This is a genomic window from Acrocarpospora pleiomorpha (assembly GCF_009687885.1).
GTDB classification, from domain to species: Bacteria; Actinomycetota; Actinomycetes; order Streptosporangiales; family Streptosporangiaceae; genus Acrocarpospora; species Acrocarpospora pleiomorpha.
Genome location: NZ_BLAF01000037.1, coordinates 3,317 through 28,945, shown reverse-complemented (window position 1 = coordinate 28,945; position 25,629 = coordinate 3,317). Strand labels below are relative to the sequence as shown.

Here is a 25,629-nt window from a genome sequence, read left to right as displayed (position 1 = left end):
CGGGCGCGCGGCAAGGCCGCCCCCGGAGGCCGGATTATCTGCGCACCTCGGGCGGGTTGATCCCGTGGTCGCGCAGCGCCTTGTAGACGGTGGCCTGGGACAGGCCGGTCCTGCGTTCGATCAGCGACAGGTTCTGAGTGCCGGCCCGCCAGCACTCGGCGATCAGCTGGTCCCGCTTGCCGCGCGCGGCCAGCTCGGCGTCGGAGGTGTGCGCGAGGATCTCGCTCAGCCGGCCGATGCCCTGCAGCAGGCGCAGGCTGGCGCCCTGCCGCAGCTGGTTCAGCTCGGCGATCTCGGCCACCACCCGCTCCAGCGCCTCCACCACCGGCGACGGCGGCGCGTGCCGCCCCCGCCCCGGCTGCCGCTGGTAGCCGTTGCTGCGGGCGGCCAGCAGGATCCGCTCGACCTCGGCCTTGGGCAGGCCGCTGGCCCGGCGCAGCGCGGCGGCGTTGGTGGCGCCGCTCTCCCAGCAGGCCACGATCAGCTCGGCCCGCTCCCGATCGGCGCGCGCGATCGCCGCCCCCGCCGCGGTCAGATCGGTCAGCAACGGCCGCCATTCGGCCAGCCGCCCGGCTTCCGCCCCCTGCTCGGGCCGGTCCTGGGCGGTCCCGCGCTGGGCGATGATCTGGCGGAGCGTGCCCTGGCGCAGGCCGGACGCCGCCGCCAGCCGGGCGCTGGCGTTCTCGCCCGCGGTGACCGCGAAGGTCCGTACCAGATCGTTGCGGTCGCGGCGGCAGGCGGCCACCTCCGCTGAGACCTCGCGCCAGCGGCGGGCCGCCTCGGCGGCCTCGGCCAGCGCCATGACCGCCTCGGGCCGCGGCGCCTTGGCGGCGCGTTCCCTGATCCGCTCGCGGCGCAGCTGGGCCGCGTGGCGGGGGCAGCGGCCGAGATCCCTGGCCCGCTCCTGGCAGCCCTCCACGGCGCACGGGCGCCGTTCCCAGCGCGGCGGCACCCGGGTGGCATCGCCGTAGGCGCGGCGGCGCTGGTAGTGCATGCCGCACAGCTCGCGGCTCCACACCGCCCGCCCGCACCCCTCGATCGCGCACAGGTGCCGGCTCGCCTCCGGCCGCTCATCGTTCGCCTGCGCCGGGCGCTCGCTCTGCCGGGTACGGCGCGGGCGCGCGTCCCCCGGGTCGCCGGTCTTCGACAGCCGCGCGTAGTGCATGCCGCAGAGCTTGCGGGCCACCACCGGCTTGTCGCAGCCGTCGATCGAGCACGGCAGCCCGTGCGCGAGGTAGTGCCCCCGGCACAGCCCGCGCGTGAAGATCTTCAGCTCGCAGCCGTCCTCGCCGCAGACCCCGTCGGTGGAACGCAGCCGCGAGGCCGCCTCGCCGGGCCTGCCGGACTTGCGGACCCGCTGCACGTGCAGGCCGCACATGCCGCTGTCGGCGGCCGGGCGCTCGCAGCCCTCGATGGAGCACGGGGACGCCACGGCGAGCCGCCAGACCCGGTAATGCGAGGTGCACAGGCCGCGCCGGTGCACCTGGCGGTCGCAGTCGGCCGAACACGTCGAGCGTTTGTCGGGCGCGCCGTAGTAATGCTGCGCGCAAACGCCAAGGGCCAGGACGGTCCGGTGGCATTCCCGGACGGAACATCCCTTATCTGTCATAAGCGCTGGCGTGGTCATCGGCACCTGTCAATGCGACCTGTCAAGATTTCCCCCGGAGCCCGGCGCGTTCCATGAGCCTGACCTCGTTGACGAGTTGCCGGGGCTCGTGCCCGAGATCCCGGAGCAGGCAGCAGATATACGCGTGCACCTCGGAATCGAGCGGGCGCGCCTCGAACGCGCGCGAGACGAGGTAATGCACATAAGCCACCGACAGGACGTAAGTCCGCCCGGACAGCTCCTCAAGCGAATTCACCTCAGATCCGGGAAGGAACTCCGGCGACCAGTTTCCGCGGACGAATTCGATCAGCTCGGCGCCCATGGCCGGCAGCGGGTCGCGCAGCCGCGCGTGCGCGTGCGACGAGTACGGACAGGACGGGATCTCGAGCTGGAACTCGCCGTCCACCGAATCGGCCCCCTCCAGCCGGTACGGCACCGCGCGCCCGGTCGTCGTGATCGCGTCCGGGTCGGCCAGCGGGAAGGCGTCGTCGACGATCTGCGCCACGGTCACCGCCACCGGATAGCCGAGCGTGAGCCCGCGCACCGCGCCGCCCACCTCGTCCAGCTGGCAGTGCGCCGCCACGTAGGTGGCCAGCGACAAAGTGCGGTGATACTCCAGGGACTCGATCTCCCGCTCCGCGATCGCCTTCGGCAGCACCTCGCGGTAACCGTCGATGATCGCGTCGATCGGGAAGAGCCGCCCGTACGTCTCGTCCCGGGACGCGGTGACGAGCAGCAGATCGTTGCCGGCCTCGGCCAGCGGGTCCGCGGGGATGTCCCGGGTGATGTTGGCGATCACGCCGGCCCGCCCGGCGGCGGCGCACCAGCGCAGCGCGTCGGACTCCGGCAGCGTCAGCCGGGCGAAGGGCAGCAGGCCGTCGAGCAGGGCCCGAGCCTTCCATAGATCGATCCAGTTGGCCCGCCCGCTCGGTTCCGGGCTCGCCCACTGCAGGCTCCGGCCCGCCTGGTCGGCCCGGGCGCGGACCAGCCAGCCGGAGGCGGCGTAATCGTCGGCGTAGACGAGGTTCCAGATGCTGAGTAGCGGGGACGCGTCCACGGTGAAGCGTGCGGCTTCCTCGCCCTGCCACAGCCGATGGCCGTTCCAGGTGACGAGGAGATCGCAGAACGCGGCCTTGGTGGGCCGCCGGTACACCCCGTGCATGGGGTGACCGTCCACGACGAAACGGCCTGGCGGGGGTTCGGCGTCAGGCAGTGCCGGGCCGCGAGGATCTGGCGAGACCTCCCAGTCGCCCACTTCAGCGCCTCCTCTTCAGCATTAAGGCACCCTTAAGGCTTGACCAAAACTATATATTGTGACTAGTTCTTTCTCGGCTCCGGCACTTCCCTCGCCAGTTAGAAGCAGTCGGACCGAGATACGGATGGGATCAGATGTGCGCCCTGGTGACATGAGGGAAACTCCTGCCTGTCCGGGGAGTTGAACGCTATCCAGAGGTGGTAATCGGAAGGTTGCAAGCCAGTCAGCGTTTAGTCATGGCCTGGAGACAGAAAGGCAGTAGTATCTCCACTGCGCGCTTTTCAACGGATTCCCGCTGAATGTCATGTTGATCGCTGCGCACCTCCGAGCGGATTGGGGGCCAGGCGTTGCACTTCCGGATCTTGACCCGGTTGGAAGTGATCCCAGATGAGGGCGGCCCGCTGGCCATTTCGCCGATCAAGAGAAGGGCTCTGTGCGCGCTTCTGCTGGCCGGTGAGCAGGGCCTGTCACCGGGCGAGTTGATGGAGGCCGTCTGGGGTGACGGATATGCCCGCGACGGCTCGCTCAAGACCTGCCTGTCCCAGTTACGCCGGGTGCTGCCCGGGCGGATCCCCGCCGGCGGCTCCGGCGGTTACCGGATCGAGTTCGACCCCGCCGACACCCTGGACGCCCACCGGTTCCGCGCCCTGGTCGCCGACAGCGCCGAGGCGGTCCGCCGGGGCGAGCACGAGGAGGCCGTCCGCACGCTCCAGGCGGCGCTGAACCTCTGGGGGCAGGGGGAGCCCCCGCTGGCCGACCTGCCCGACCACACCGCCCGCCTCCGGCTGCTCCGCGACGAGCTGGTCTTCGAGCGCAGGGCCGCCCAGATCTCCCTCTTCCGCGAGCGCATCCACCTCGGCGAGCACCGCGACGTGCTGGGCGACCTGCGCCGCGGCATCGCCGAGGACCCGTTCTCCGAGCAGCTGCACGCGCTGCTGATGACCGCCCTGTACCGCTCCGGCTACCGGGCGGAGGCGCTCCGGCACTTCGACACGGTCTCCGCGCTGCTGCTGCGCGAGGCCGGCAGCGGTCCCGGCCAGGCGTTGCGCCAGCTCAGGGACGCCATCGACGTGGACGACGAGGCCCTGGTGCTGGACACCAGGGCGCCCGCCCCGGCCACGGCCGCGCCCGCCCAGGCTCCGCCGCCCCCGCCGCTGGCCCAGCTCCCGCCCGACGTGATCGACTTCACCGGCCGGGAGGACGAGGTGGCCAGGGTCGCCGAGTTCCTGACCCCCGGACCCGACGTGACGGGCGTGCCGATCGCCTCCCTGATCGGCCCGCCGGGCGTGGGCAAGTCCGCGCTGGCCATCCACATCGCGCACCGGCTGCGGGCCGCGTTCCCCGACGGCCAGATCTACATCCACCTGGCCGGGATGTCCGCGCACCCGCGCGAGGCCGCCGAGGTGCTCGGCGAGCTGCTGGCCTTCATGGGCGCCCCGGCCGACAGCCTACCCGCCAGCACGGGGGAGCGGGCCGCGCTGTTCCGGTCCATGCTGGCCGGCCGCCGGGTGCTCGTGGTGATCGACGACGCGGCCGGCGCCGAGCACGTCCAGCCCTTCCTGCCTGGTACGGCCGGGTGCGCGGTCATCGTGACGTCCCGGGCCTACCTCACGGGCGGGGCCGGTATCCGTCCCTTTCGGCTGGAACCGCTGCGGCGCCAGGAGGCCCTGCGCCTGCTTGAAGAGATCATCGGGGCCGACCGCGTGGCCGCGGAGCCGGCGGCCGCCGACGAGGTGATGGCCGCCTGCGGCGGCTTCCCGCTGGCCGTGCGGATCGCGGGCGCCCGGCTGTCCGCCCAGCCCAACTGGCCGATCGCCTACTTCGCCGGGCGGCTCAGCGACCGGCTGCGGGCGCTGCGCGCCAACGAGATGACCGTCAGCGCCAGCATCGCCGACAGCTACGACGCCCTGCCCGGGCCCGCCAAGCAGGCGTTCCGGGTGCTCGCCCTGGCCGGGCCTGGAGACTTCCCGGTCTGGCTGATCGCCATGCTGCTGAGCACGCTGGAGGCCGAGGAGCTGCTGGAGACGCTGTCGGACCGGAGCCTGCTGGTCACCGTCAGCGCGGGCACCGTGGGGCAGCCCCGCTACCGGCAGCACGACCTGCTCAGGGACTACGCCGAGGCGCAGCTGGCCGATCACGTGAGCGAGCGGGACCTGGCCGTCGAGCGCTTGTTGCTCGGCTGGCTGGAACTCGTGGACCGGGCCGATGCCCGCCTACCCGGAGAGCCACATTTTCCTCGCCCCGCCCGGCTGAACGTGGAACTTTTCGCCCCTGACGAGGCCCGCCACCTGATCGATTCCGGCCCTGGTGTCTGGTTCATCGCCGAATGTGCGAATATCTTGGCCGCGATCCGCCTGGCCTGCGAAGAGAGGCGTTACCGGCTGGCGTACGGGCTGGCCCTGCGCCTGTCGTCGTTCCTGTGCAACCAGAGCCGCCACCGCGAGGCCGAGGACATGTGGGACCGGGTCATGACCGCCGCGCTGGCCGAGGAGGACACCCGGCTGGCGGCCGAGGCCCGGCTCCGGCTGGCCGCCGTGGTGGCCAGGCAGCCCGGCGACGAGCCGCGCTCGGTCCAGATGCTGGCCGCCTGCCTGGACGCCTTCGAGCAGGTCAAGAACGCCGAAGGGGTGGCCAGGTCGCTGGCCTGGCGGGCCCTGGTGGGGCACCGGCGGGGCACGCTCGACGCCGCCGCCGCGGACGCCGAGCGCGGTCTCAAGCTGGCCCGCGAGGTCGAGGACGCGCCCTCCGAGGTGGCCTGCCTGCGGGTGCTCGGCCTGGTGGGCGCCGCCGAGGGCCGCCACGACGAGGCGATCCAGCTCTGCGAGTCGGCCCACACCCGGGCCGAGAAGCTGGCCAGGGAGAGCGGCGAGCGCGTCTACGAGTGCCTCGCCCTGGACACGCTGATCACCGTCAAGATCGCCGCAGGCCATCACGATCAGGCCCTTGAGCTGTGCGATCACGGCCGGGTGGTGGGCCAGGAGACCGGGGACATCCTGGCCGAGGCGGCCTTCGAGGAGTTCGCCGGGGACGCCCTCGCGGGCCTGGACCGCCCCGTCGAGGCGATCACCCGCTACACCCGCGCGGCCGGCCTGTTCGAGATCGCCGCCGACGACCGGCGGCCGTCCCTCTGCCGGGTCAGGATCGCCGCCATGCACGCAGCTCAGGGCTCCCTGGAAGAAGCCAGGAAGCTGGCTGAGCAGGCCGCCGCGGACCTGGAGAACCTGGGGTTCCAGGTCGAGGCGCAGGAGGCCCGGAGGGCCGCTCGGGGCTGGTAATCCAGCACGGCCGGAAATGCGGATTCGGCCCACCCGGAAAAGGAAAAATTCTTCCCTCGGAATTATCGGCTATGTCGGGCATGTAGTCATATACTCGCGACGGTCAAGGCACGTTCATGTCGTTCGCGGGGAAACTCCGGATGGCATGACCACATGATCCACACCTGACGTGAATAGCGTGGGTTGCTATGGTTGATCGGTGAAAGTGATCAAACGCTAGCTCAATGGGCACCGGCGAGGGTGACTACATGAAGCGGCAGAACGTGTTCGACCATGACTGTCCGAATGCATCCAGAATCTATGATCATCTACTCGGTGGGAGCGACAACCATGCTCCCGATCGGGTCGCGGCCGAGGAGCTCCTCAAGGTCGCGCCCGACGCCGCCGACGTCGCGGTGGGGAACCGGGCGTTCCTCAAGCGTGCCGTGAACTACCTCGCCGAGCGTGGGATCAGGCAGTTCCTCGACATCGGCAGTGGCCTTCCGACCAGGGAGAACACCCATCAGATGGCGCAGGCGGCGGCGCCGGGGGCCCGGGTGGTGTATGTCGACAACGACCCGATCGTCTTCGCCCACATCCAGGCGATCCTCTCCGACGGCAACACGGTGGCCACCAGTGGCGACATGCGCGCGACCGAAAAGATCCTGGCCGATCCCCGCCTGAACGAAATGATCAATTTCGACGGGCCGGTCGGCGTGATCCTCACTTCTGTCCTGCACTATGTCTCCGACGCTGACGATCCGCATGACATCGTGGGCCGTATTATGCGCGCGATGCCGCCGGGAAGTTATCTGGTCTTATCTCACAGTAAACACGGGGATGTGGCCAATCAAGAAGACGAAGAGCGAATTCTCGAAATATATAATCGAACCAATAAGCCGCTTTATCCGCGCGACCGGGCTCAGATCATTCAGTTCTTCGACGGGCTCGACATTCTGCACCCGGGGGTCGTCCCGGTGCAGGACTGGCACCCGAACGGGGACGCCCCCGGCGCGTCCGCGCCTGATTACGTCCCCGGTCACATCTTGGGTGGAGTCGCTGTAAAACCTCACTGACCGGGCACCGCGCTCTCTCCCACCCGGCGGATGTAGGTGATCATCAACAGCGCCCCCGACTGGCGGTATTCGACCTTGTCACCAGGGCGGAACCCGGCCAGGGGGCGCTTCAGCGGGCGCAGCAGCCGGCGACTGGCCGCACCCCTGGTCTCGACCGAGTATTGCACCGGGATTCCCGCCTTGCCGTAGAGCAGGTATTCCGTGGTGCAGCCGAGTTCGGCCGCCAACGCCGCCGTCACCTCGGGCGAGGGGACCCGCCTTCCGGTCTCGATCAGAGAGATGTAACTGTCGTTCACATGGGCGCGCCGCGCCAATCGATCCTGGGTCAGGCCCGCCTCCTTGCGGAGTTGCCGGAGGCGGTCGCCCAGAGCCTCGGACACTGTCACTTGACACGCCTTTCGACCCGGAGTCAATTGACGACATGCTTACATGCGGGCCACCTGAATGGGTAGACCCATTTTTTTGTGAAGCGCGAAGTTCTATAGAGAACTTGAATGCCCGGGATATAGAGCGGGAATTGCATTCGAGTTTGCTTGTGGCGGTAGTTAACCCGAGAAATATAACTGGGGCGGCGATGACCTGCGGAATCGGTCGCCGGCGATAGGGGAGGGCCGATTCCCGGCGTTCCGGGGGCGTCACCCGCCGCCACGGCGCGATCGCGCCGTGGGAACGTTCCGAACCTGCTCCTGGTTACGCGGAGCTATGCCCATTCGGCAGGTTTCGTGCCGCCTTGATCAGGAACTGCAGGCTCTCGTCAGGAGTCAGCGCGGCCGCCCGGATGCGGGTGTAAAGGGTCTCGTAGCGGGTCGCGGCGTCCGGCTCGGTCAGGACGAGATCGTCGGTGACGGTGTCCACGGCCACCACGGTGGGGTCGCCGGGATCGGCGAAGGTGTAGATCGAGAAGGCCGAGCGCGGCAGGCTGTAGCCGTCGATGATCGCGTCGATGGGCAGCACCCGCAGGGTGATCTTCGGGTCCCCGTTGACGGTAGCCGCAAGGTGATAAAGCTGTTGCTGCACCACTTCCAGCGGGGCCGCGCGGCGTCGCACGGCGACCTCATCGATGATCACTTCGTAGCTCGGCCCGCCCGGGCGGCGCAGCATGCGCTGGCGTCCGAGGCGCGCTTCGGCGGCCTTGTCCGGCTTGTAGCCGTCCGCTCCGTCCCTGCGGTCGGTCTCGGCCCGGGCCCGGGTGAACTCGGCCGTCTGCAGCAGGCCGGGCAGGAAGGTCATCTGGAACTCGCGGATGGTCTCGGCCCCCGCCTCCAGGTCGGCGAACAGGGCCTGCCGCTCGCCCATCGCCTTGTTCGACTCCCACCAGCCGCGCTCTCCGGCCTCCCGGGCGATGGTGATGATCTGCGTCCACCGCTCGCCGTGCACGCCCAGCTCCTCCAGGATGGCCATGATGTCGGCGAGGTCCACCACATGGCCGTTCTCCAGCCGGGAGATCTGGGCGCGCGGCAGCCCGATGCGCTTGGCGAGCTGCTCGTGGGTGAGCTGGGCGCCGACCCGCAGGTGCCGGAGTTCGGTGGCCAGCCGCAGCCGCCGTACATAAGGACTGATCATCGGCATCCTCCGAACTATGGCACCCTGGCCACGCCGCTGTGGCCGGTGATCGCGCCGTCGGGCGGGCCGTCCCCGGCCCGCCACTTGTGCCACTGGGTCAGCCCCGGCTCGACCAGCTCCAAGCCGTCGAAGAACCGGGCGACCTCCTCCCGGGAGCGTAGCCGCTGCCCGGTGGCCACATGCTGGTTGTAACGCTTGGACGCCTCGCCCTGGGTCGCCGGGAGCAGGTCGCTGGCCGGGTGGGAGATCACCAGGTAGCTGCCGGGGGCCGCCGCGGCGACCAGCTGGGCCACGATCCCGTACGGGTCGTCCTCGTCCATGATGTGGTGCAGGACGCCGAGCAGCAGGATCCCCACCGGCTGGCTGAAGTCCAGCGTCCTGGACGCCGCGCTGAGCAGTTTCGCGGTGTCGCGCAGGTCGCCGTTGATGTAGTCGGTGGCGCCCTCGGGGGTGGACTTCAGCAACTCGTGCGCGTGCGCGAGCACGATCGGGTCGTTGTCCACGTAGACCACCTGGGAGGCGGGGTTGGCCGCCTGGGCGACCTCGTGGGTGTTGTTCTTGCCGGGGATGCCGGTGCCGATGTCCAGGAACTGCCGTACGCCCATGTCGCCGGCCAGCCATTGCACGACCCGGACCAGGAACGCGCGGTTGGCCTGGACGCTGTAGCGGAGCCCCGGGCGGGCGGCGAGCACGGCGTCGCCGGCGGCGCGGTCGGCGGCGAAGTTGGTGGTGCCGCCCAGCCAGTAGTCGTACACCCGGGCCGAGTGGGCCGCGGTGGTGTCGATCCTGATGGGCTCCGACTCATGGCTGTCAGACACCTTGTCCGGCCCCTTGTCTGTCCGTCCGGCTGGATATCTCCGGGATCCATACTGTCCGAGGTTCTAGATCGTGCCGAGTATCCATCTGTATGGCGTGCCGGGCAAGGCCGCTGAGACGTCCGGTTCGGGCGTGCACGACCACAATCTGAACATGCGACACTTTTGTACAGTCCAGAATTGGCCGTTGTCCGGAAGACCGTACATGAACCAGAACAGCAAGTTCACCAACTGGCGCAAGTCCAGCCGCTCCAGCGGCGGCGACAACTGTGTCGAGGTCGCCAGCACTGGCGGCCCCGGCGGCGTTGTCGGTGTGCGCGACTCCAAACAGCGCGGGGGCGGCCCCGTGCTGGAGTTCAGCTCATCAGAATGGCGCGCTTTCGTCGACGCGGTGAAGGACGGCGAATACGACCTGAGCTGAGCCCTCACCAGCGGTTTCGAGTTTCCCCAGGTCGGCCTGAGTTCTCCTCCGTTTCGCTGAGTTTCCCGAAGAGCCGGAACCCCCGGCTCTTCGTGGTTTTCGGGGGGATTTCGGAGGGTTGGTCATCTTGCATCGCGGGCAGAAACCGATAGATACTTAGGACGTTCCGCACATTTGGATTGTCCAGCCGCGCGTATGCCCGGGAGATCGACGTGTGAGAGGGACCGTGTGAGAGGGACGGAGTCCGCGCTCGCCTCGCCGCTCATAAGATTCGCGGAGACCGGCTTGGACCGGGCCGCATCGATCGCCACCTGGCCTTTGGCCGAGGGATCACGCGCCGTGATGCGCAGCCGTGATCTCATGCGGGGCGTGCTGACCGGCTTGGGCCTGGGCAATGACGCCATCGACGACGGCGTGGTGATGGTCTCGGAACTGGTCACCAACGCGCTGCGGCACGCCTGCGGGCCGTTCGAACTCCGGCTCTACCGGAGCCCGCCGGTGGTGGTGTGCGAGGTCGTCGACGGTTCGGAGACCCTGCCCGCGATTCCGGGAGCGGGAGCCGTGCATCTGACGCTGGATCAGATCGACTCCATCCCCGATCCGTTGCTGCTGGAGTCGGGCCGTGGGCTGGACGTCGTCCATCGGCTATCCCGGGGCTGGTGCGGCGCCTACCCCACCAAGATCTCCACCACCAACCGGGTCACCGGCGGCAAGGCCGTCGCCTTCGCCCTGCCCCTCCCCGACTCCCCGCCACCGCCGGACCGGCCTTAGCTGGGTCAGAACGGGATCTTCCGTGTGACGGCTCGTCGTGTGTCAAGGTATGGGCATGTCCGATTCCGCGAGACTGCCCCGTTCTGTTGAGGAAGCGATCGACGCTGAGCGGGCCGGAACGCGCTTGCGTTATCTGTGCTTCTGGGGGCATCGGCCGGCGCGTGACGGCAGTGTCGGCGCGGGTTGCCTGAGCCAGTGGTGGCCCGCCGAGTTCACCGAGGACGGTCACCTCTTCCGTACCGCGGAGCACTACATGATGTCGCACAAGGCGTGGCTCTTCGGTGACGAAGCCACGGCCGCCGAGGTCCTCGCCGCCGGAACGCCGGGCGAGGCCAAGGCTCTGGGCCGCAAGGTGCGCGGTTTCGACGACGAGGTGTGGACCGCGCACCGCTACCCGATCGTGGTGCGCGCGAGTATCGCCAAGTTCGGCCAGAACTCCGACCTCAAGGCGTTCCTCCTGGGCACCCGCGAACGTGTCCTGGTCGAGGCCAGCCCGCTGGACCGTATCTGGGGTATCGGCCTGGCCGCCCAGGACCCCGCCGCCGCGTCTCCCACCACCTGGAAGGGCCTCAACCTTCTCGGCTTCGCCCTGATGGACGCCCGCGACGCGCTTCAATGAGTGAACGCTTCGGCCGGTTCGCGGGAGAGGGATTCGAGGGCCACGGCGATGTCACCGGACAGGGCCGCGCCCACGACCGGGTCGTGGTCCAGGAGGTAGGCGAGGTGGCGGAGGGCGTGCGCGACCACGTTCTCCAGGTGCACATGGTCGGGGGTGGGGCTCGACGGAGTGGCGCCCCTGGCCAGGCGGATGGTCTCCAGTTCGGTGGCGGGGAGATGCGGGTCGGGATCGGGGCAGACGGCGTAAGTCAGGACGATCTGGCCTTGCGGCCGGTAGCGCCAGCTGGTGGAGTGGACCACCGTGGAGGCGTCGCCGGCGCGGACACCGGCGCCCCGTCGTGCCGCCTGGTCAGGTGATTCACCGCCAAGCGGGGTGATCAGGCGGCGGTAACGCCACGTTCCGGCGGCATCGACACGCAGCGGCAGCACCTCGACGCTGACCTCGTTCACGTACGCCCCCGTGCAGGTGGTGGTTATTGCGAATAGTATGCAGCAACAAACATGTCGCGTCCTAATGTTGATGGGGTCGGGCGAGACGAGCCCCACCATGGTCGAAGTGCACCGCGCCGCCGTCCGGCGGCTCGGCGGCCGGCCTCGGGCGGTCCTGCTCGACACCCCTTACGCGTTCCAGGAGAACGCGGCGGACATATCCGCCCGGGCGCGTGGATACTTCGCGCGGAGCGTGGGGCTGGACGTCCAGGTCGGGGGAGACGTGGCCACCGCTGACTGGGTGTTCTCCGGGCCTGGCAGCCCGACGTACGCGCTGGATCGCTGGACCGCCTCGGGAACCGCCGCCGAGCTGCGGTCCCGGGTGCGGGCGCGGCGCGGCGTGACGGTGCTGGCCTCCGCCGCCGCGTGTACGGCAGGCGTGGTGACCGTACCCGTCTACGAGATCTACAAGGTCGGCGCGGACCCGCACTGGCGGGAAGGGCTGGATCTGCTCAGCGCGCTGGACCTCCAGGTCGTCGTCATCCCGCACTATGACAACGCCGAAGGCGGCACCCACGACACCCGCTTCTGCTACCTCGGGGAGCGCCGCCTGGCCAGGATGGAGGCCGACCTCCCCGACGGCACCGCCGTCCTCGGCATCGACGAGCACACCGCCGCCGTCATCGACCTCACCACCGAGCAGGTACGCGTCGCCGGTCGCGGCGCCCTCACCATCCGCCGTCCCGGCACCCGGCTCGAGCTCCCCGCCGGGACGACTCTGACGCTGCCCGAACTCCGCCACCTGACCAGCGGCCACACCACGCTGGCTCCACTGCCGCCCCCGCCCCCCGAGAGCCCGCCCCGGATCACGCTGGCCGAGCTGACCGAGGCCCACGAGTCCCGCTTCGCCGCCGCGCTGGCGGACAACGACACCGCCGCGGCGATCGAGGCCGTCCTCGCCCTCGAATCCGACCTGGTCGCCTGGTCCGCCGACACCGAAGAGGACGCCGGCGGCGTCACCGAATCCCGCGACACCTTCCGCCACCTGATCACCCAGCTCGGCAAACACGCCGAATCCGCCCACCATCTGACCACGCTCACCGAAGCCCTGGTGAACCTCCGCGCCACCCTCCGCAAAGACGGCCGCTACGACCTGGCCGACACCCTCCGCGCCACCCTCCTCGACATCGGCATCCACATCGACGACACGCCCACCGGCCCACGCTGGACCAGACGCTGACTTTCGTCGGTATGGGCGGCGACTTTCGAGGACTGCTCGCCAGAGCCCCGGTTCCTACTCTGAACCAGGTGATCGAAGTCGAGAACCTCAGCAAGAGGTACGGGAACACGCTCGCCGTCGACGGGGTGTCCTTCACCGTCCGGCCGGGACAGGTGACCGGGTTCCTCGGGCCCAATGGCGCCGGAAAATCCACCACGATGCGGATGATCCTGGACCTTGACCGTCCCACCGGCGGCCGGGTCCGCATCGACGGGAGGAGCTACCGGGAGCTGCCCGATCCGCTGCGGCGGGCCGGGGCGCTGCTGGAGGCGAAGGCGGTGCACAACCGGCGCAGCGCGTACCACCATCTGCTCTGGCTCGCGCAGAGCAACGGGATTCCCAAGTCGCGGGTGCGGGAGGTCCTGCGCCTGGCCGGGCTGGAAGGCGTCGCGGGGAAGCGGGCGGGCAGGTTCTCGCTCGGCATGACGCAGCGGCTGGGCATCGCGGCGGCCCTGCTGGGCGATCCGCCGGTGCTGCTCTTCGACGAGCCGGTCAACGGGCTGGACCCCGAGGGCGTGCTGTGGGTCAGGAACCTGCTGAAGGGCCTGGCGGCCGAGGGCCGGACGGTGTTCGTGTCAAGCCATCTGATCAGCGAGATGGCGTTGACCGCCGGGCATCTCATCGTGCTGGCGCGCGGCCGGCTGCTCGCCGACACCTCCGTACGGGAGTTCGCCGAGTCGGGCGCCAGCCCGCATGTACGGATCCGCACGCCCGAACCGGAACGTATGCGCGACGTGCTGGCCGCGGCGGGTCTCCCGGTGAAACAGGCGGAGGACGGCGCGCTGGAGGTCTACGAGACCGAGCCGGAGCGGATCGGCCGGCTGGCTCTGGCCCACGGTCTGGTCGTGTCCGAAACCACCATGCGGTCGGCGTCGCTGGAAGAGGCCTTCATGCGGCTCACCGGGGACTCCGTCGAGTACCGGGGAGGCGGGCGATGACAACGGCCGCGGTCATCCGCTCCGAATGGACCAAGATCCGGACCGCGCCGTCGACGGTCTGGACGCTGCTGCTGACCTTCGCCCTCAGCGTGGGCCTCGGCTACCTGCTGGCGGGCTCGATGGGAGATTCCTACGCCACCGCCTCGCCCGAACGCCGGGCGACGCTCGATCCGCTCTTCGCCACCTTCTACAGCCTGACCCTCGGCCAGCTCCCCCTGGTGGTGTTCGGCGTCCTCGCCGTGGGCGGCGAGTACGGCTCGGGGACGATCCGCGCCTCGCTCCTGGCGGTCCCCCGGCGCGGCCGGTTCTACGGCGGCAAACTGCTGGCCGGGACCGCGCTCGCCTTCCCGGTGTCAGTGATCACCGTGCTGGCCACCTTCTTCGCCGCAACGTCCGCCTTCGGCCCGGGCGCTCCTTCCCTGCGGGACGAAGAAGTACCATCCGCCGTCGTCGGCGCGTGCCTCTACCTGACACTGATCTGCCTGTTCGCCATGGGAGTGGCCACGATGCTCCGCAGCCCCACCCGCTCGCTCGGGATCCTGCTGCCGCTGTTCTTCCTCGGCTCACAGGGCCTCGGCAACGTCCCGGGTGTGAAGGCATTCACCCAGTACCTCCCGGACCAGGCAGGCATGCTGATCATGCACATCGTCGGCCCGCAGGACGATCCACGCTGGGCCCGCGACTACGGGCCGTGGACCGGGATGGGCATCCTCGCGCTGTGGACCGTCGCCGCCTTACTCGGCGGCTACCTGGTGCTGCGCCGCCGCGACGCCTGAGCGAAGGCGTATAGAGGCTCTCGGGTCCAGGGTGAATTTCCACGCCTGGCAATTCCCAGGGTCGTGACATGGCGGTTGTAGTGCCACGGGTTGTGCCCTCGGGCCGAGACGATGGGCGTGGGCATCTCCGGCCACCCGGCACCGTTCACGCTCGTGGCGGTTGTCGCCGTACTGGCACCAGAGGCGGCGGCGGGCGCCGCGAGTCAGCGGGAGTCCCGGACGAGCAGTGCGGCCTGGACGCGGTTGGCGCAGCCGAGCTTGGCGAGGATCCGGCTGACGTAGGTCTTGATGCTGGTCTCGCTCATGTGCAGCCGCCGGCCGATCTCGGCGTTGGACAGGCCCTCCGCCACCAGATCCAGGACCTCGCCCTCGCGGGAGGTCAGCCCCGCCAGGCGCTGCCGCGCGTCGTCCAGCCGGCGGCTCGCCGCGGGCACCATGCCGAGCACGAGCCGGGTCACCGCCGGGGAGAGATAGGCCTCCCCGGCGTCGGCGGCCCGGACCGCGCGGATCAGCTCGTCGGGAGTGCAGTTCTTCAGCACGAACCCGGCGACGCCGTTCCGCAGCGCCTGGCGCACGTTCGCGTCCTGACCGAAGGCCGTCAGCATCACCACCCGCGTGTCCGGCGCGTGCCTGCGCAACTCGTCCAGCGCGCTCAGGCCGTCCAGCACCGGCATGGTGATGTCCAGCAGGGCCACGTCGACGCGGTGCGCGAGCGCCTTCTCGACCGCCGCCCTGCCGTTGTCCGCCTCGGCGACGACCTCGATGTCCGGCGCCGACTCCAGCACCGTCCGGATCCCGGCGGTGATGAGCGGCTCGTCGTCGGCAAGCAGCACGCGAATCACTCGCCCTATCCTCCCGGCAGGCTGGCCGGACCGGCCAAGATCACGATAGCCGCGGCGATGAGGGTGAGCGCGACGACCCAGAGCCGCCGGCGCGACGCGGGAACCTCCAGTTCGGCCTCCTCCTCGACGGCGTCGGTGAGCGGCAGCATGGCGACCAGCCGGAACTCCTGGTCCGACGACGTGGTGTGGAACATCCCTCCGGCGAGCCGTACCCGCTCGTCCAGCCCCGCCAGCCCATGCCCCGCGCGGCCGCTCGCCCCGTGCCGGTGCCCGGCCGGCAGCGAATTGCGTACGGTCACCAGCAGCGTGTCGCCCTCCGCCCGCAACGACACGGTGACCGGCTGCCCCGGCGCGTGCTTGGCGGCATTGGTGAGCCCTTCCTCGACCACGCGGTAGGCAGCCGGGGCCAGCGCCGCCGGAACCCCCTCCCGCAGGACCGTCACGGGCGCCCCCGTCGCGCGGAACTCGGCCGCCAGCCCATCGATCCCGCCGAGCGAGCGCGACTCCGGCACGCCGCGATCGCGGAGCGTGCCGACCAGCTCGTGCAGGTCGTCCAACGCCTGCCGCGCGCTGGCGGCGAGCTCCAGCACCGCCTCCCGCTGCTTGGCCGGCAGCTGCGTCACCTCCAACGCGGCCGCCTGGATCGAGATCAGACTGAGCCGGTGCCCCAGCGAGTCATGCACATCCCTGGCGATCCGCAACCGCTCATGCAGCGCGTGCTCCCGCCGCGACTGCCGCCGCTGCGCCTCCCGCGCCGACACCAGCCTCCGCTGCTGAGCCAGATAACGCCCAAGCACCACAGGCAACGCAACAAAGATCACATACCTGGACACCACCGGCCCAGGCGGCACGCCCAGGAGAAAGACCTGCACCCCCAAACAACCGGCAGCCCCCACAGCGGCAACGACGACGCCCAACCGCGACACGACCTGCCGCCCCACCTGATACCCAGTCCAGACAAGCAGCGCGTTCGCCCCACCAGGCACCGCGAGCACCAAAGCCGCCAGCAAGCCGACCACAGGCAGCCACACCGCCAGCCCCGCCACCACCGCGACGCCCGCCACCTGAGCGACAGACGCCCAGCCGTCCCACCCGGGAAACAGCACCACCGCGTCGACGACCGCCACGAGAACAGCGACGGCGCCCGATCTCATGACCCGCGGGATCGCCATGGCCCCGACTGTACCCGCCGGGTACGACGCATAGCGTGGCCATCCTGGCTGGCCGATTCAGGAAGGCGGGGTCTGCCTATGGCGTTGACGCAAGAAATCCGAATCGACCCTGAGGTCGCCCACCAACCGCCAAGCTCGCCTTTCATAGACCAGATCGCCCGTCACCGTGAAAGGCAGCTTCTCGCGGTAAGCGACAATCGCCCACTCGTGGTCTTCGCCCCCGAGAGTCATGTGAACATTCCGGAATCGGCCCTTAACCGCAGCATGCAGGATGATAATTCCAGACTCGTCGTCTTCCTGAGCCTCGTCCCGCGTCAAGGACCGAACTGTGCCAATAAGGGTTTCGCGACGCTTCGGCTCTTCTTGGCGAATGAGACGTTCACGAAAACGTCCCAGCTGTCCGAATGCCTGATGCTCCAACTTGATGGGGGATTCTCCCACGCTCGGTTTCGACTCGGCTGCCGCCCATTCGAAGGACAGGTCCAGCGCCCGAAGCCCATCAGGTTCCGCCATCTCTTCGATGGCTTCGACAAGTCCTGCGCTCAGCCCCCATCGGGAGGGTTCGTCCAGGGCTGTGAGGTTCTGGCCGAGCGTGAGATTGCGTGTCGTTTCCAGGCCTTGAGCTAGCGTTTCCATTACCCGCCGGGGAAATGGCCTGATTGCCCCGGGAGGTTGATCGGCCTGCCGCTCCAGAGGCTGATCGCCGAGCCAGGTGACTACGGTGAAAACGAAACTGCCCCGCTTGGTGTGACCCAACCGCACGTCTTCGTCCAGAAAATCGGCGACTGCGGCTGGCCTGCGGCCAAGATGAGAGTGCTCTGGATCGGCAGCCGTCGTGGCAGCGGCACGTAGCATCTTCCAGATCGCATCGACGGTGATTTCGGCCTGGCGAAACGGAATAGTGCCGTCCGTCATTTCCTGATCAAGGCGGACAAAGAACAAATCTGCCCTGGCGGCCGCGATCCGCTCCTGCAGCTTCTCGGCGTCCCAGTCATGTACGCGACTGATGGCGAACAAGGCGTCGTAGAACCGTGGCAGGAAGTCCGCATAGTCAGTAGCGAGCGGAAGAAGTATCCGGCCCAGGCTCTGCCCATCGTCGCCGGGAAGCCGCCAGATCTCGCGGATATGATCTTGCCGGGACTCGAGTTCCCAGGGTTGGGTGGCCAGATATTGAGAGACCGCAATGGGGGTGACCGAGTGCGCGAGCTCAAGGATTGAGGGGTCCGGCGCGAACGTGTTCACCAGTCGCCCCTATCGCCGATGGTCTTCATGATGCCTTGAAGCTGAGGTATATCAAACAGATTGCTTCTCGGTAGACGGACAGTCTTGCTCGCCCCGTCATCGCCGATTGAGCCGAGATCGGCGGCGCTTTGCCAGTACATGCGACTCCCCGTGACGAGCCGCTCCTCGTCCTGCTCGAGCCAACCACCCGCCGGCAGCAGCAGGACTCCAAGGTAGGCAGGGGCGAACCGCTTAGGATTGGTCAGCTTCTTGAACGGAACAGCCTTCATCGTCCATGACAGGTGGTCGTCTTGAGCAGATCGCGCTGCGCGGTCGCTTTGAGTTGCAGCTCAAACTCTGGGCAGTAGTACGTCGAGTACTCGGTCGATGACGAGATCGTGATGTCAACACCGTCATAGTCGGTGGCGTGGCTCTTGATGGAACAGCCGGCAGCCGATGCGATCATGTGAACGAAGCTGAGGCTGAACTGTTCCTTCATGGCGTTGAGGGGGAGCTGAACGCTCTCGTCCGCTGGCGGCTCCCTCACAGGCATCCCATCCCTTCCGCCATCGTGCCTCCTCGCCTCCGCTGGCCGACGAACGTGCAGACTACTCTTCGCGCGACTTCTTACGGGGGCCAATTCATCCGATCATCCCGAGATCTATATGAATCTGAGCGTGGTCACCACGTGCCGCCGAGGTTTTTGAGGGTGAAGGAGCCGCCGGCGCGGTGGTGGAGGGGGTGGGTCAGGTCGGGTTCGCCGTCTTGGGTGATTAGGGCGGGGGCGTACGGCTCGGAGTCGTCCTGGGGGGTGTAGCCGATGGACATGGCCTCGTTGAGGGACCACCAGCGGCGTTTGTTGGCGGAGACGCCCCAGACGATGTGGAAGCCGGGGGCGGTGAGGGCGGCTTCGATGAGGCGGGCGCAGTCGGCGGGGGAGATCCAGGTGGCCAGGCAGCGGGTGTCGGTGGGGTGTTCGGTGCAGGTGCCGAGGCGGATGACGGTGACGTTCAGGCCGAATCTGTCGTGGTAGAGGCTACCGAGGGCCTCCATGACGACCTTGCTCACGCCGTAGAAGGTGTCCGGCCGGGGGAAGGTGTAGTCGGGCAGGTCGGATGTGTCCGGCGGGCGGGTGTGGTAGCCGGCGGCGTGGTGGCTGCCGGCCAGGACGACGTGCTGGACTCCTTCCCGGCGGGCGGCTTCCAGCAGGGTCTGGGTGCCGGTCATGTTGGCGTGCACGATGTCGGCCCACGGCCGTTCCCGGCTCTGGCCGCCCAGGTGGATCACCGCGTCCACGCCGCGTACTGCCTCTGCCATCGCGTCGGCGTCGGTGAGGTCGGCCACCACCGAGCCGGGCACGTCGATGGGGACCACGTCGGACAGGCGGAGCTCCCGCCCTTCGCGAGCCAGCAGCGGGCGGATCAGGGTGCCGACCTTCCCGGCGGCCCCGGTCATCAGGATGCGCATACCCCAATGGTGTACACGTCCCTGATGAAAATCCACATACATGGATACGTTCCAACCCATTGACGGATTTTTCATCTCTGGTTACGTTCGCATGAAACTTGCGACACGCTCCCGAAACATTTCGATATGTGAAGAGGTGGTCTGATGACACGCCATCTGCTCGGGGCCGTGATCGCTATGGCTCTCGTGGTGGCCGGGTGCGGATCCGGGGATGCCTCCGGCGGCGACGCGCTGGAGATCTGGATCCGGCAACCCCCCGACTCCGACGCCGCCAAGACCGCGACCAAGCTGGCCAGCGCGTTCACCACGGCCAGCGGCGTCCAGACGAAGGTCGTCGCGCTCCTGGACGACTTCGAGACCAAGCTCCAGCAGCAGGCCGCGCAGAAGAACCTGCCGGACATCGTCATCAACGACACCGCCCAGCTCGGCAACATGCGTACCCAGGGCTGGCTGCGCGAAGTCGACAAGGCCACGCTCAAGGGCGGTGACCAGCTCGCCGACCGGGCCTGGCAGGCGGCCCAGGCGAGCGACGGCAAGTACTACGCCGCGCCCTTCTCGGCCCAGTCGTTCGCGCTGATCATCAGGAAGGACTGGCGCGAGAAGCTCGGCCTGGAACCGCCGCGGACTTGGGCCGACCTGGCCGCCCTGGCCAAGGCCTTCACCGAGCAGGACCCGGACGGCAACGGCGCCGCCGACACCTACGGCTTCGTCGCCCCCGCGGGCACCAAACGCGGCTACGCCTCCTGGTACGCCTCCTCGATGATCTACGCCAACGGCGCCACGTTCCTCACCCCCACCGGCGCCGGCAAGTTCACCCCGGCCGTGGCCGACGCCAAGTTCGTCGAGGCGATCAAATTCCTGCAGGACCAGTTCTGCGTCGCCAAGACCGTCAACCCCGGCGCGGTCAGCAACGACACCACCGTCACCCACGAGGTCTTCGAGAAGGGTCAAGGCGGCATCTACCTGGTCGGGCCGTACGTGCTGGCCAGGTTCGAGCAGTCGATCGGCGCGGACAAGCTCGAAGTCGTCAAGGTGCCCAAGGGGCCGTCCGGCGGGCCCGGCACGCTTGGCGAGGGTGAGAACGTCTACCTGATGGCGGGTTCCGCCGACGAGGCAGGGCAGCAGAAGTTCGCCGAGTTCGCGGTGTCCGCCGAGGGCCAGCGGATCGGGATGAATAAGGACGCTCCCGGCGCGATTGTCCGGCTTCCGGTCAATACGACCGTGGACATGGCCGCCGAGCGGCAGGCTCCCGGGTGGAAGGTCTTCCAGGAGGCGTACGCGGACGCCGTCTACAGCTCGGCGGTGCCCAACTGGGCGCCCATCCGGCAGACCACCGCCGACGCGATCAACGCCGTCTGGGCGGACTGCTCGGCCGACGTCAAGGCCGGGATGGACGGCCTGGCGGCCAAGCTGACGGCGGAACTGCAGGCCCAGAAGGCATCGTGACGCACTCCCGGCGAGGCACGGCGGTGGCGTGGTTGCTTCTCGCGCCCGCGCTGCTGCTGTTCCTCTACTTCAAGTTCATCCCGATGGCGCTGGGCCTGTGGAAGAGCTTCTTCAAAGTCCAGCCGTTCCTCGGGGACGAATGGGTAGGGCTGGACAACTACCGCACGATCATGACGGACGACGCGTTCGCCGGTGCGGTGGGGCACAGCCTGCTGCTGGCCGTGGGGACCACCGGCGGGTCGCTCGCCCTCGGGCTGGGGCTCGCGCTGCTGATCGAGGGGCCGGCGCGATATCTCTGGTTCGTCCGGGCGGCGGTCTTCCTGCCGGTGGTCACCACCATGGCGGCCGTGGCGGAGGTCTGGCGGATCATGTACCACCCGGGGGACAGTGGGCTGCTCAACACCATCCTCGGCTGGATCGCCATCGACCCGCAGCCCTTCCTGGCCAGCGAACATTCGTCGCTGTGGTCGATCATGGGGATGAACATCTGGCGCGGCGCGCCGTACGACATGATGATCTTCCTGGCGGGTCTGGTGGGGATCGACAGGACGCTGTACGAAGCCGCGGCCGTCGATGGCGCCACCACCCGGCATCGGTTGCGGTACATCACCTTGCCCGCGTTGCGGCCGGTTTTCTGGATCCTGTTCACGCTCGCCGCGATTCGCGGGCTGCGCGTGTTCGTGGAGGTGTACGTGCTGACCAACGGTGGCCCGAACGGCTCGTCCGAGGTCATCATGACGCTGATCTACAAGCTGGGCTTCCAGCGCAACGAGCTCGGTGTCGCGTCGGCGGGCGGGGTCGTGCTGTTCGCGGCCACGCTCGTGCTCACGCTGATGGTTCAGCTGATGCGCCGCAGGCAGGCGCGATGAGATTCGACACCGCGCTCGGCCTGGAGGCCAGGAAGGGTCCGCTTGCTTCGATCGGCAAGTTCGTCCTGTACGCGATGATGCTCGTGGTCTTCACCGGACCGCTTTTCGGGCTGCTGATCAGCGCGTTCAGTACGACCCTGGATCCGACCGCTTTCACGCTCTGGCCGGATGAGCTCACGCTGGAGAACTTCGCGCAGGCGGGGGAGAAGAACGTCTATCTCTACCTGCTCAACTCCTTCGTGGTTGTCGGGTTCGGGTTGTTGCTGCAGATGGTGGTGAGCGTTTTCGCCGCGTACGCGCTGGCTCGCAAGAGGTTCCGGGGGATGACGTTCGTGCTGCTTGTCATGCTGGCCACGATGATGTTGCCGGAGGAGATCATCGCGATTCCGCTGTCGCTGGTGCTGGCTGATCTGCCGCTCGTGCACGTCAATCTGATCGACACGTACCTGGGGATGATCCTGCCGGTGGGGGCGTGGGGGTTCTCGATTCTGGTCATGACCGAATTCATGAAGGAAGTGCCGGTCGAGTTGGAGGAAGCGGCGCGGATCGATGGTGCGGGGGAGTTGCGGACGTTCTTCACGATCATTCTGCCGTTGTGCCGTCCGGCGCTTGGGGTGATCGGTGTGTTCGGGTTCACCATGATCTGGGATCAGTATCTGTTGCCGCTCATCGTGGCCAACGAGTCTTCGCACTGGACGTTGCCCATCGCGCTGCGCTCGCTTCGGTCGGATGAGCAGGTGGGTATCGGGGTGCTGCTCGCTGCCTCGTTACTGGCGTTGCTCCCCTCGGTGATCGCGTTTCTGGCCTTCCAGCGCCAGTTCATGCGCGGTCTGACCAGCGGCGCGATCAAGGGGTAGGTGTCCATGTATCTGTCCATATATCTGGACGGCATCCGGTATTCTGCCCGTCATATAGCACAGCGACGGAAATGGGACAGCGATGGAGCCCCAGCTGGTCAAGTCCGCCGAACGTACGGTACGGATCCTCGAAGCCCTCGCCGCGTCGCCCGATCGGTTGACTCTTTCGGCGCTTCAGCAGGTCACCGGGTTTCCGCGCAGCAGCCTGCACGCGCTGATGCGTACTCTCGCCGAACTGAAGTGGATCGAGGCCACTGGATCCGCTTACGGGATCGGGCCGCATGCCTTGCTGACCGGGACGGCCTATCTGGACAAGGATCTGGCGCTTCCGCTCGCCCACGAGACCCTGGAGGACCTCCGGGAGGAGATCGGCCATACCGTGCACTTCGCCCGCCGCGACGACGCGCATGTGCTCTACCTGGCCACTCGCGAATCCCGCGAACGCCACCGCACGATCCCCCGCGTCGGCCGCCGCCTCCCCGCGCACGTCACCGCCCTTGGCCAGGTGCTCCTCGCTCAGTTGACCGACGACGAAGTTCACGCGCTCCTGCCGACGCCACTCGCCCGGATCACCGATCACACGATCACCGATCTTCCCCGGCTGACCAGCGAACTCGATCAGGTACGGACACGGGGTTATGCCTACGAACGCGAACAGGGCACTCCAGGCGTGGCCTGCGTCGCGGTGGCCGTCGACTACCGCATCCCTGCCACGGACGCGATCAGCTGCTCTATGCCTTCGGGGCTTCCGCCGGAGGAGATCGAGAAGATCGCCGATGCCGTTGTAAGGCATACGCGGAAATTGGCCACGGCATTGCGCCGCGAGGGCATCCGTTAGGCAAACATCCAGCGGGTGGATCCGCTTGCCCTGATTTCTGTTACGAGATCCTGATTATTGCGGTGGTTCCCCCGCCCACCCGCCCTTTGTTTGTTCCGGGTTTTACGTGGGCGGCTGTTGGGGCGGTTTTCCCGCCTGGCCTCGTTTTGTTTGTTCTCGGGCTCCGCCCGACCCGCTGGTGCAGTGGCTCCGTGTTCGGGGAAATCGTGATGGGTGGAGCAGATGGTTTTGCGCGCTTTCGCTGTTATCGTGGTTTCATTTTTGTGGGAGATTGTGCTAGCCCTTTTCTGGGGTCGGTCGAAGGACCCTGGCCGCCGTTCTATGTCGGAATGGCGTCCGCTAGATCCCGCCGAGAGGAGCCACGGTGGTGGCGGGGGCGGGCGGAGCCCGAGGGAAATCAAAGGGCTGGGTGGGTGGGAGAACCCGGTATCGGCAGGCCGTGGAGCCCAAGGGGAATCAAAGGACTGGATGGGAGAACCACGTGAAAAGTGGAGATAGCAATGCGTCTTGATGGGGTTCTTTTCTTTCCAGTTACGCCCTTTGGGGAAGATGGGGCGGTGAATCGTGGCGTGCTCGCTGAGCATGTGGATATGGGTGTCGCGGCGGGTTCTGGGGGAGTGTTCGCGGCCTGCGGCACGGGTGAGTTCAACGCGCTGAGCCTGGACGAGTACACGGATGTGGTGGCCACCACGGTGAGCGTGGTCGGCGGGCGAGTCCCCGTCATCTCAGGTGCGGGAGGATCGCTTCCGTTCGCCCGTTCGTGCGCGAGAGCGGCTTCGGAATCGGGCGCCGATGGCTTGCTGCTTCTCCCGCCGTACTTAGTCACAGCACCCCCATCCGGCCTTGTGGAATATGTCCGACAAATCGCCGAAGCCAGCGATCTGCCGATCATCGTCTACCAACGGGGAACGGCCAGATTCACTCCCGACGCCGCCGTAGCGTTGACCAAACTGCCGAACGTCGTCGGCTTCAAGGACGGCCTGGGCGATATCGATTTGCTGCAACGCATCATTCTGCGCGTCCGCCAGGCCACCGACCGCGAGTTCACCTTCTTCAACGGCCTCCCCACGGCGGAACTCACAGTCCCCGCCTATCGCGGCCTCGGCGTCCCCCTCTATTCGAGCGCCGCCTTCGCTTTCGCCCCCGAGATAGCGCTCGCCTTCTACAAAGCCATCACCAGCGGCGACGAAATACTCACCCAGCAACTGCTGACAGAGTTCTACCTCCCCCTCGTCGACCTACGCGATCGTGTCCCCGGATACGCGGTCGCCCTAATCAAAGCAGGCGTGAAACTACGCGGCCTGGACGCAGGAAACGTTCGCCCGCCACTCGTGGACCCCACCCTCGAACATGTCGCCGCACTCGCCCGCCTCATCGACGCAGGCCTGGCAATCAGCTCCCATTAACCAGAAACCTATCCCAGAGACAGCCGCCGACCGCGGCTGTCCAACTCGCGATTCAATAAACACACAAGCCTGGCGGTCACTCACATGAAAATCCGAGAGATCACAGTCACCCCCGTCGCGTTCCGGGACCCACCCCTACTAAACGCCGCCGGCGTCCACGAACCCTGGGCGCTCCGGACAATCGTCGAGATCCACACCGACGAAGGCCTGACCGGCCTCGGCGAAACCTACGGCGACCTCGCCCACCTCACCAAGGTACGCGAAGCCGCATCAGCCATCACCGGCCTCGACATCTACGCCCAAAACCAGATTTACAAACATATATCCGCAGTAACCGGAGACGCCGTCAGCGACCTCCACGGCCTGACCGGAGTGGCCACCAAAGAGAAGAGCATCGACCGCGTCTACTCCCCATTCGAGGTAGCCTCCCTCGACATCCAAGGCAAAACCATCGGCCGCCCCGTATGCGACCTCCTCGGCGGCCCAGTCCGCGATTCCGTCCCGTACAGCGCGTACCTCTTCTACAAATGGCCCGCCCACCCCGGCACCCCCGCCGACCGCTTCGGCGCAGCCCTGACCCCCGAAGAAATCGTCACCCAAGCCCACCTACTCATCAACGAGTACGGATTCCAATCGATCAAACTAAAAGGCGGCGTCTTCCCCCCAGATCAGGAAATCGATGCCATCCTCGCCCTCCGGGACGCCTTCCC

Annotated in this window: 26 protein-coding genes; 14 read left to right on the top strand and 12 right to left on the bottom strand. The window is 67.9% G+C overall.

Annotated elements, in window-relative coordinates:
- Positions 1 to 34 precede the first annotated feature (34 nt).
- Positions 35 to 1,609: a hypothetical protein gene (locus Aple_RS29165; protein WP_155347911.1), complete on the bottom strand. Its 1,575-nt coding sequence runs from the start codon at positions 1,607 to 1,609 to the stop codon at positions 35 to 37.
- Positions 1,610 to 1,649: 40 nt separating this feature from the next.
- Positions 1,650 to 2,861, bottom strand: coding sequence for a hypothetical protein (locus Aple_RS29160; protein WP_155347910.1), 1,212 nt, complete (start codon positions 2,859 to 2,861; stop codon positions 1,650 to 1,652).
- 362 nt (positions 2,862 to 3,223) lie between these two features.
- On the opposite strand from Aple_RS29160, the gene Aple_RS29155 reads away from it, so the two are divergent.
- Both Aple_RS29155 and Aple_RS29150 read left to right on the top strand, forming a co-directional pair.
- Positions 3,224 to 6,136, top strand: a complete 2,913-nt coding sequence (locus Aple_RS29155) for an AfsR/SARP family transcriptional regulator (RefSeq protein WP_170321711.1) — start codon at positions 3,224 to 3,226, stop codon at positions 6,134 to 6,136.
- A gap of 224 nt (positions 6,137 to 6,360) precedes the next feature.
- Positions 6,361 to 7,191 (top strand): SAM-dependent methyltransferase, encoded by an 831-nt coding sequence (locus Aple_RS29150; RefSeq protein ID WP_246264859.1) that lies wholly within the window; start codon positions 6,361 to 6,363, stop codon positions 7,189 to 7,191.
- On the opposite strand, the gene Aple_RS29145 is transcribed toward Aple_RS29150, so the two are convergent.
- The 3 genes from Aple_RS29145 to Aple_RS29135 all read right to left on the bottom strand — a co-directional run bounded on the left by Aple_RS29145 (position 7,185) and on the right by Aple_RS29135 (position 9,572).
- Entirely contained in the window at positions 7,185 to 7,577 is a 393-nt protein-coding gene (locus Aple_RS29145; protein WP_170321710.1) for a helix-turn-helix domain-containing protein, read from the bottom strand. The two genes, Aple_RS29150 and Aple_RS29145, sit on opposite strands and share 7 nt — an antisense overlap.
- A gap of 304 nt (positions 7,578 to 7,881) precedes the next feature.
- Complete coding sequence (locus tag Aple_RS29140; RefSeq protein WP_155347907.1) at positions 7,882 to 8,754, bottom strand: helix-turn-helix domain-containing protein; 873 nt, start codon at positions 8,752 to 8,754, stop codon at positions 7,882 to 7,884.
- A 14-nt stretch (positions 8,755 to 8,768) separates the two neighbouring features.
- Positions 8,769 to 9,572 carry an SAM-dependent methyltransferase gene (locus Aple_RS29135; RefSeq protein ID WP_155347906.1) on the bottom strand — a complete coding sequence of 268 codons (804 nt, stop codon included), beginning with the start codon at positions 9,570 to 9,572 and terminating at the stop codon, positions 8,769 to 8,771.
- Positions 9,573 to 9,774: 202 nt separating this feature from the next.
- On the opposite strand from Aple_RS29135, the gene Aple_RS29130 reads away from it, so the two are divergent.
- The 3 genes from Aple_RS29130 to ybiA all read left to right on the top strand — a co-directional run bounded on the left by Aple_RS29130 (position 9,775) and on the right by ybiA (position 11,380).
- The gene (locus tag Aple_RS29130; RefSeq protein WP_155347905.1) at positions 9,775 to 9,990 is read left to right on the top strand and encodes a DUF397 domain-containing protein; all 216 of its coding nucleotides are present in this window, start codon (positions 9,775 to 9,777) and stop codon (positions 9,988 to 9,990) included.
- A gap of 228 nt (positions 9,991 to 10,218) precedes the next feature.
- Positions 10,219 to 10,761, top strand: coding sequence for an ATP-binding protein (locus tag Aple_RS29125; protein WP_155347904.1), 543 nt, complete (start codon positions 10,219 to 10,221; stop codon positions 10,759 to 10,761).
- Positions 10,762 to 10,816: 55 nt separating this feature from the next.
- Positions 10,817 to 11,380, top strand: coding sequence for a riboflavin biosynthesis intermediates N-glycosidase (gene ybiA, locus Aple_RS29120; protein ID WP_218038555.1), 564 nt, complete (start codon positions 10,817 to 10,819; stop codon positions 11,378 to 11,380).
- Here the strand turns inward: ybiA and Aple_RS29115 are convergent.
- Positions 11,374 to 11,829 (bottom strand): hypothetical protein, encoded by a 456-nt coding sequence (locus tag Aple_RS29115; RefSeq protein WP_155347902.1) that lies wholly within the window; start codon positions 11,827 to 11,829, stop codon positions 11,374 to 11,376. The two genes, ybiA and Aple_RS29115, sit on opposite strands and share 7 nt — an antisense overlap.
- A gap of 97 nt (positions 11,830 to 11,926) precedes the next feature.
- On the opposite strand from Aple_RS29115, the gene Aple_RS29110 reads away from it, so the two are divergent.
- The 3 genes from Aple_RS29110 (at position 11,927) to Aple_RS29100 (ending at position 14,801) form a co-directional block, all read left to right on the top strand.
- Positions 11,927 to 13,048: a hypothetical protein gene (locus Aple_RS29110; RefSeq protein WP_155347901.1), complete on the top strand. Its 1,122-nt coding sequence runs from the start codon at positions 11,927 to 11,929 to the stop codon at positions 13,046 to 13,048.
- 68 nt (positions 13,049 to 13,116) lie between these two features.
- On the top strand, positions 13,117 to 14,025 hold the full coding sequence (locus Aple_RS29105) for an ABC transporter ATP-binding protein (protein WP_155347900.1): 909 nt from the start codon (positions 13,117 to 13,119) through the stop codon (positions 14,023 to 14,025).
- On the top strand, positions 14,022 to 14,801 hold the full coding sequence (locus Aple_RS29100) for an ABC transporter permease subunit (protein ID WP_155347899.1): 780 nt from the start codon (positions 14,022 to 14,024) through the stop codon (positions 14,799 to 14,801). The genes Aple_RS29105 and Aple_RS29100 overlap by 4 nt, the downstream gene beginning before the upstream one ends.
- Positions 14,802 to 15,004: 203 nt before the next feature.
- Here Aple_RS29100 and Aple_RS29095 read toward each other — a convergent pair whose 3' ends face one another.
- From Aple_RS29095 to Aple_RS55685, 6 genes are all read right to left on the bottom strand, one after another.
- The gene (locus Aple_RS29095; RefSeq protein WP_155347898.1) at positions 15,005 to 15,643 is read right to left on the bottom strand and encodes a response regulator; all 639 of its coding nucleotides are present in this window, start codon (positions 15,641 to 15,643) and stop codon (positions 15,005 to 15,007) included.
- Positions 15,644 to 15,648: 5 nt separating this feature from the next.
- Complete coding sequence (locus Aple_RS29090; protein ID WP_155347897.1) at positions 15,649 to 16,815, bottom strand: sensor histidine kinase; 1,167 nt, start codon at positions 16,813 to 16,815, stop codon at positions 15,649 to 15,651.
- 57 nt (positions 16,816 to 16,872) lie between these two features.
- Positions 16,873 to 18,057, bottom strand: coding sequence for a hypothetical protein (locus tag Aple_RS29085; protein WP_218038554.1), 1,185 nt, complete (start codon positions 18,055 to 18,057; stop codon positions 16,873 to 16,875).
- Entirely contained in the window at positions 18,054 to 18,326 is a 273-nt protein-coding gene (locus tag Aple_RS53660) for a hypothetical protein (RefSeq protein ID WP_218038553.1), read from the bottom strand. The genes Aple_RS29085 and Aple_RS53660 overlap by 4 nt, the downstream gene beginning before the upstream one ends.
- Positions 18,323 to 18,535 carry a DUF4365 domain-containing protein gene (locus tag Aple_RS53655; RefSeq protein ID WP_218038552.1) on the bottom strand — a complete coding sequence of 71 codons (213 nt, stop codon included), beginning with the start codon at positions 18,533 to 18,535 and terminating at the stop codon, positions 18,323 to 18,325. Before Aple_RS53655 ends, Aple_RS53660 begins: the two co-directional genes overlap by 4 nt.
- A gap of 182 nt (positions 18,536 to 18,717) precedes the next feature.
- Positions 18,718 to 19,503 carry an NAD-dependent epimerase/dehydratase family protein gene (locus Aple_RS55685; RefSeq protein WP_281361622.1) on the bottom strand — a complete coding sequence of 262 codons (786 nt, stop codon included), beginning with the start codon at positions 19,501 to 19,503 and terminating at the stop codon, positions 18,718 to 18,720.
- Between the two features lie 144 nt (positions 19,504 to 19,647).
- Between Aple_RS55685 and Aple_RS29070 the strand changes: the two genes are divergently transcribed.
- The 6 genes from Aple_RS29070 to Aple_RS52270 all read left to right on the top strand — a co-directional run.
- On the top strand, positions 19,648 to 20,949 hold the full coding sequence (locus tag Aple_RS29070) for a sugar ABC transporter substrate-binding protein (protein ID WP_155347896.1): 1,302 nt from the start codon (positions 19,648 to 19,650) through the stop codon (positions 20,947 to 20,949).
- Positions 20,946 to 21,818 carry a carbohydrate ABC transporter permease gene (locus Aple_RS29065; protein ID WP_246264858.1) on the top strand — a complete coding sequence of 291 codons (873 nt, stop codon included), beginning with the start codon at positions 20,946 to 20,948 and terminating at the stop codon, positions 21,816 to 21,818. Before Aple_RS29070 ends, Aple_RS29065 begins: the two co-directional genes overlap by 4 nt.
- On the top strand, positions 21,815 to 22,675 hold the full coding sequence (locus tag Aple_RS29060; RefSeq protein WP_155347895.1) for a carbohydrate ABC transporter permease: 861 nt from the start codon (positions 21,815 to 21,817) through the stop codon (positions 22,673 to 22,675). Before Aple_RS29065 ends, Aple_RS29060 begins: the two co-directional genes overlap by 4 nt.
- Positions 22,676 to 22,757: 82 nt before the next feature.
- A complete protein-coding gene (locus Aple_RS29055; protein ID WP_155347894.1) occupies positions 22,758 to 23,513 on the top strand; it encodes an IclR family transcriptional regulator in 756 nt (251 codons plus the stop codon).
- A gap of 500 nt (positions 23,514 to 24,013) precedes the next feature.
- Positions 24,014 to 24,919 (top strand): 5-dehydro-4-deoxyglucarate dehydratase, encoded by a 906-nt coding sequence (locus Aple_RS29050; protein ID WP_155347893.1) that lies wholly within the window; start codon positions 24,014 to 24,016, stop codon positions 24,917 to 24,919.
- A gap of 84 nt (positions 24,920 to 25,003) precedes the next feature.
- Positions 25,004 to 25,629, top strand: a 626-nt coding sequence (locus Aple_RS52270; RefSeq protein WP_507768099.1) for an enolase-like domain-containing protein, incomplete at its 3' end; no start/stop codon positions are given.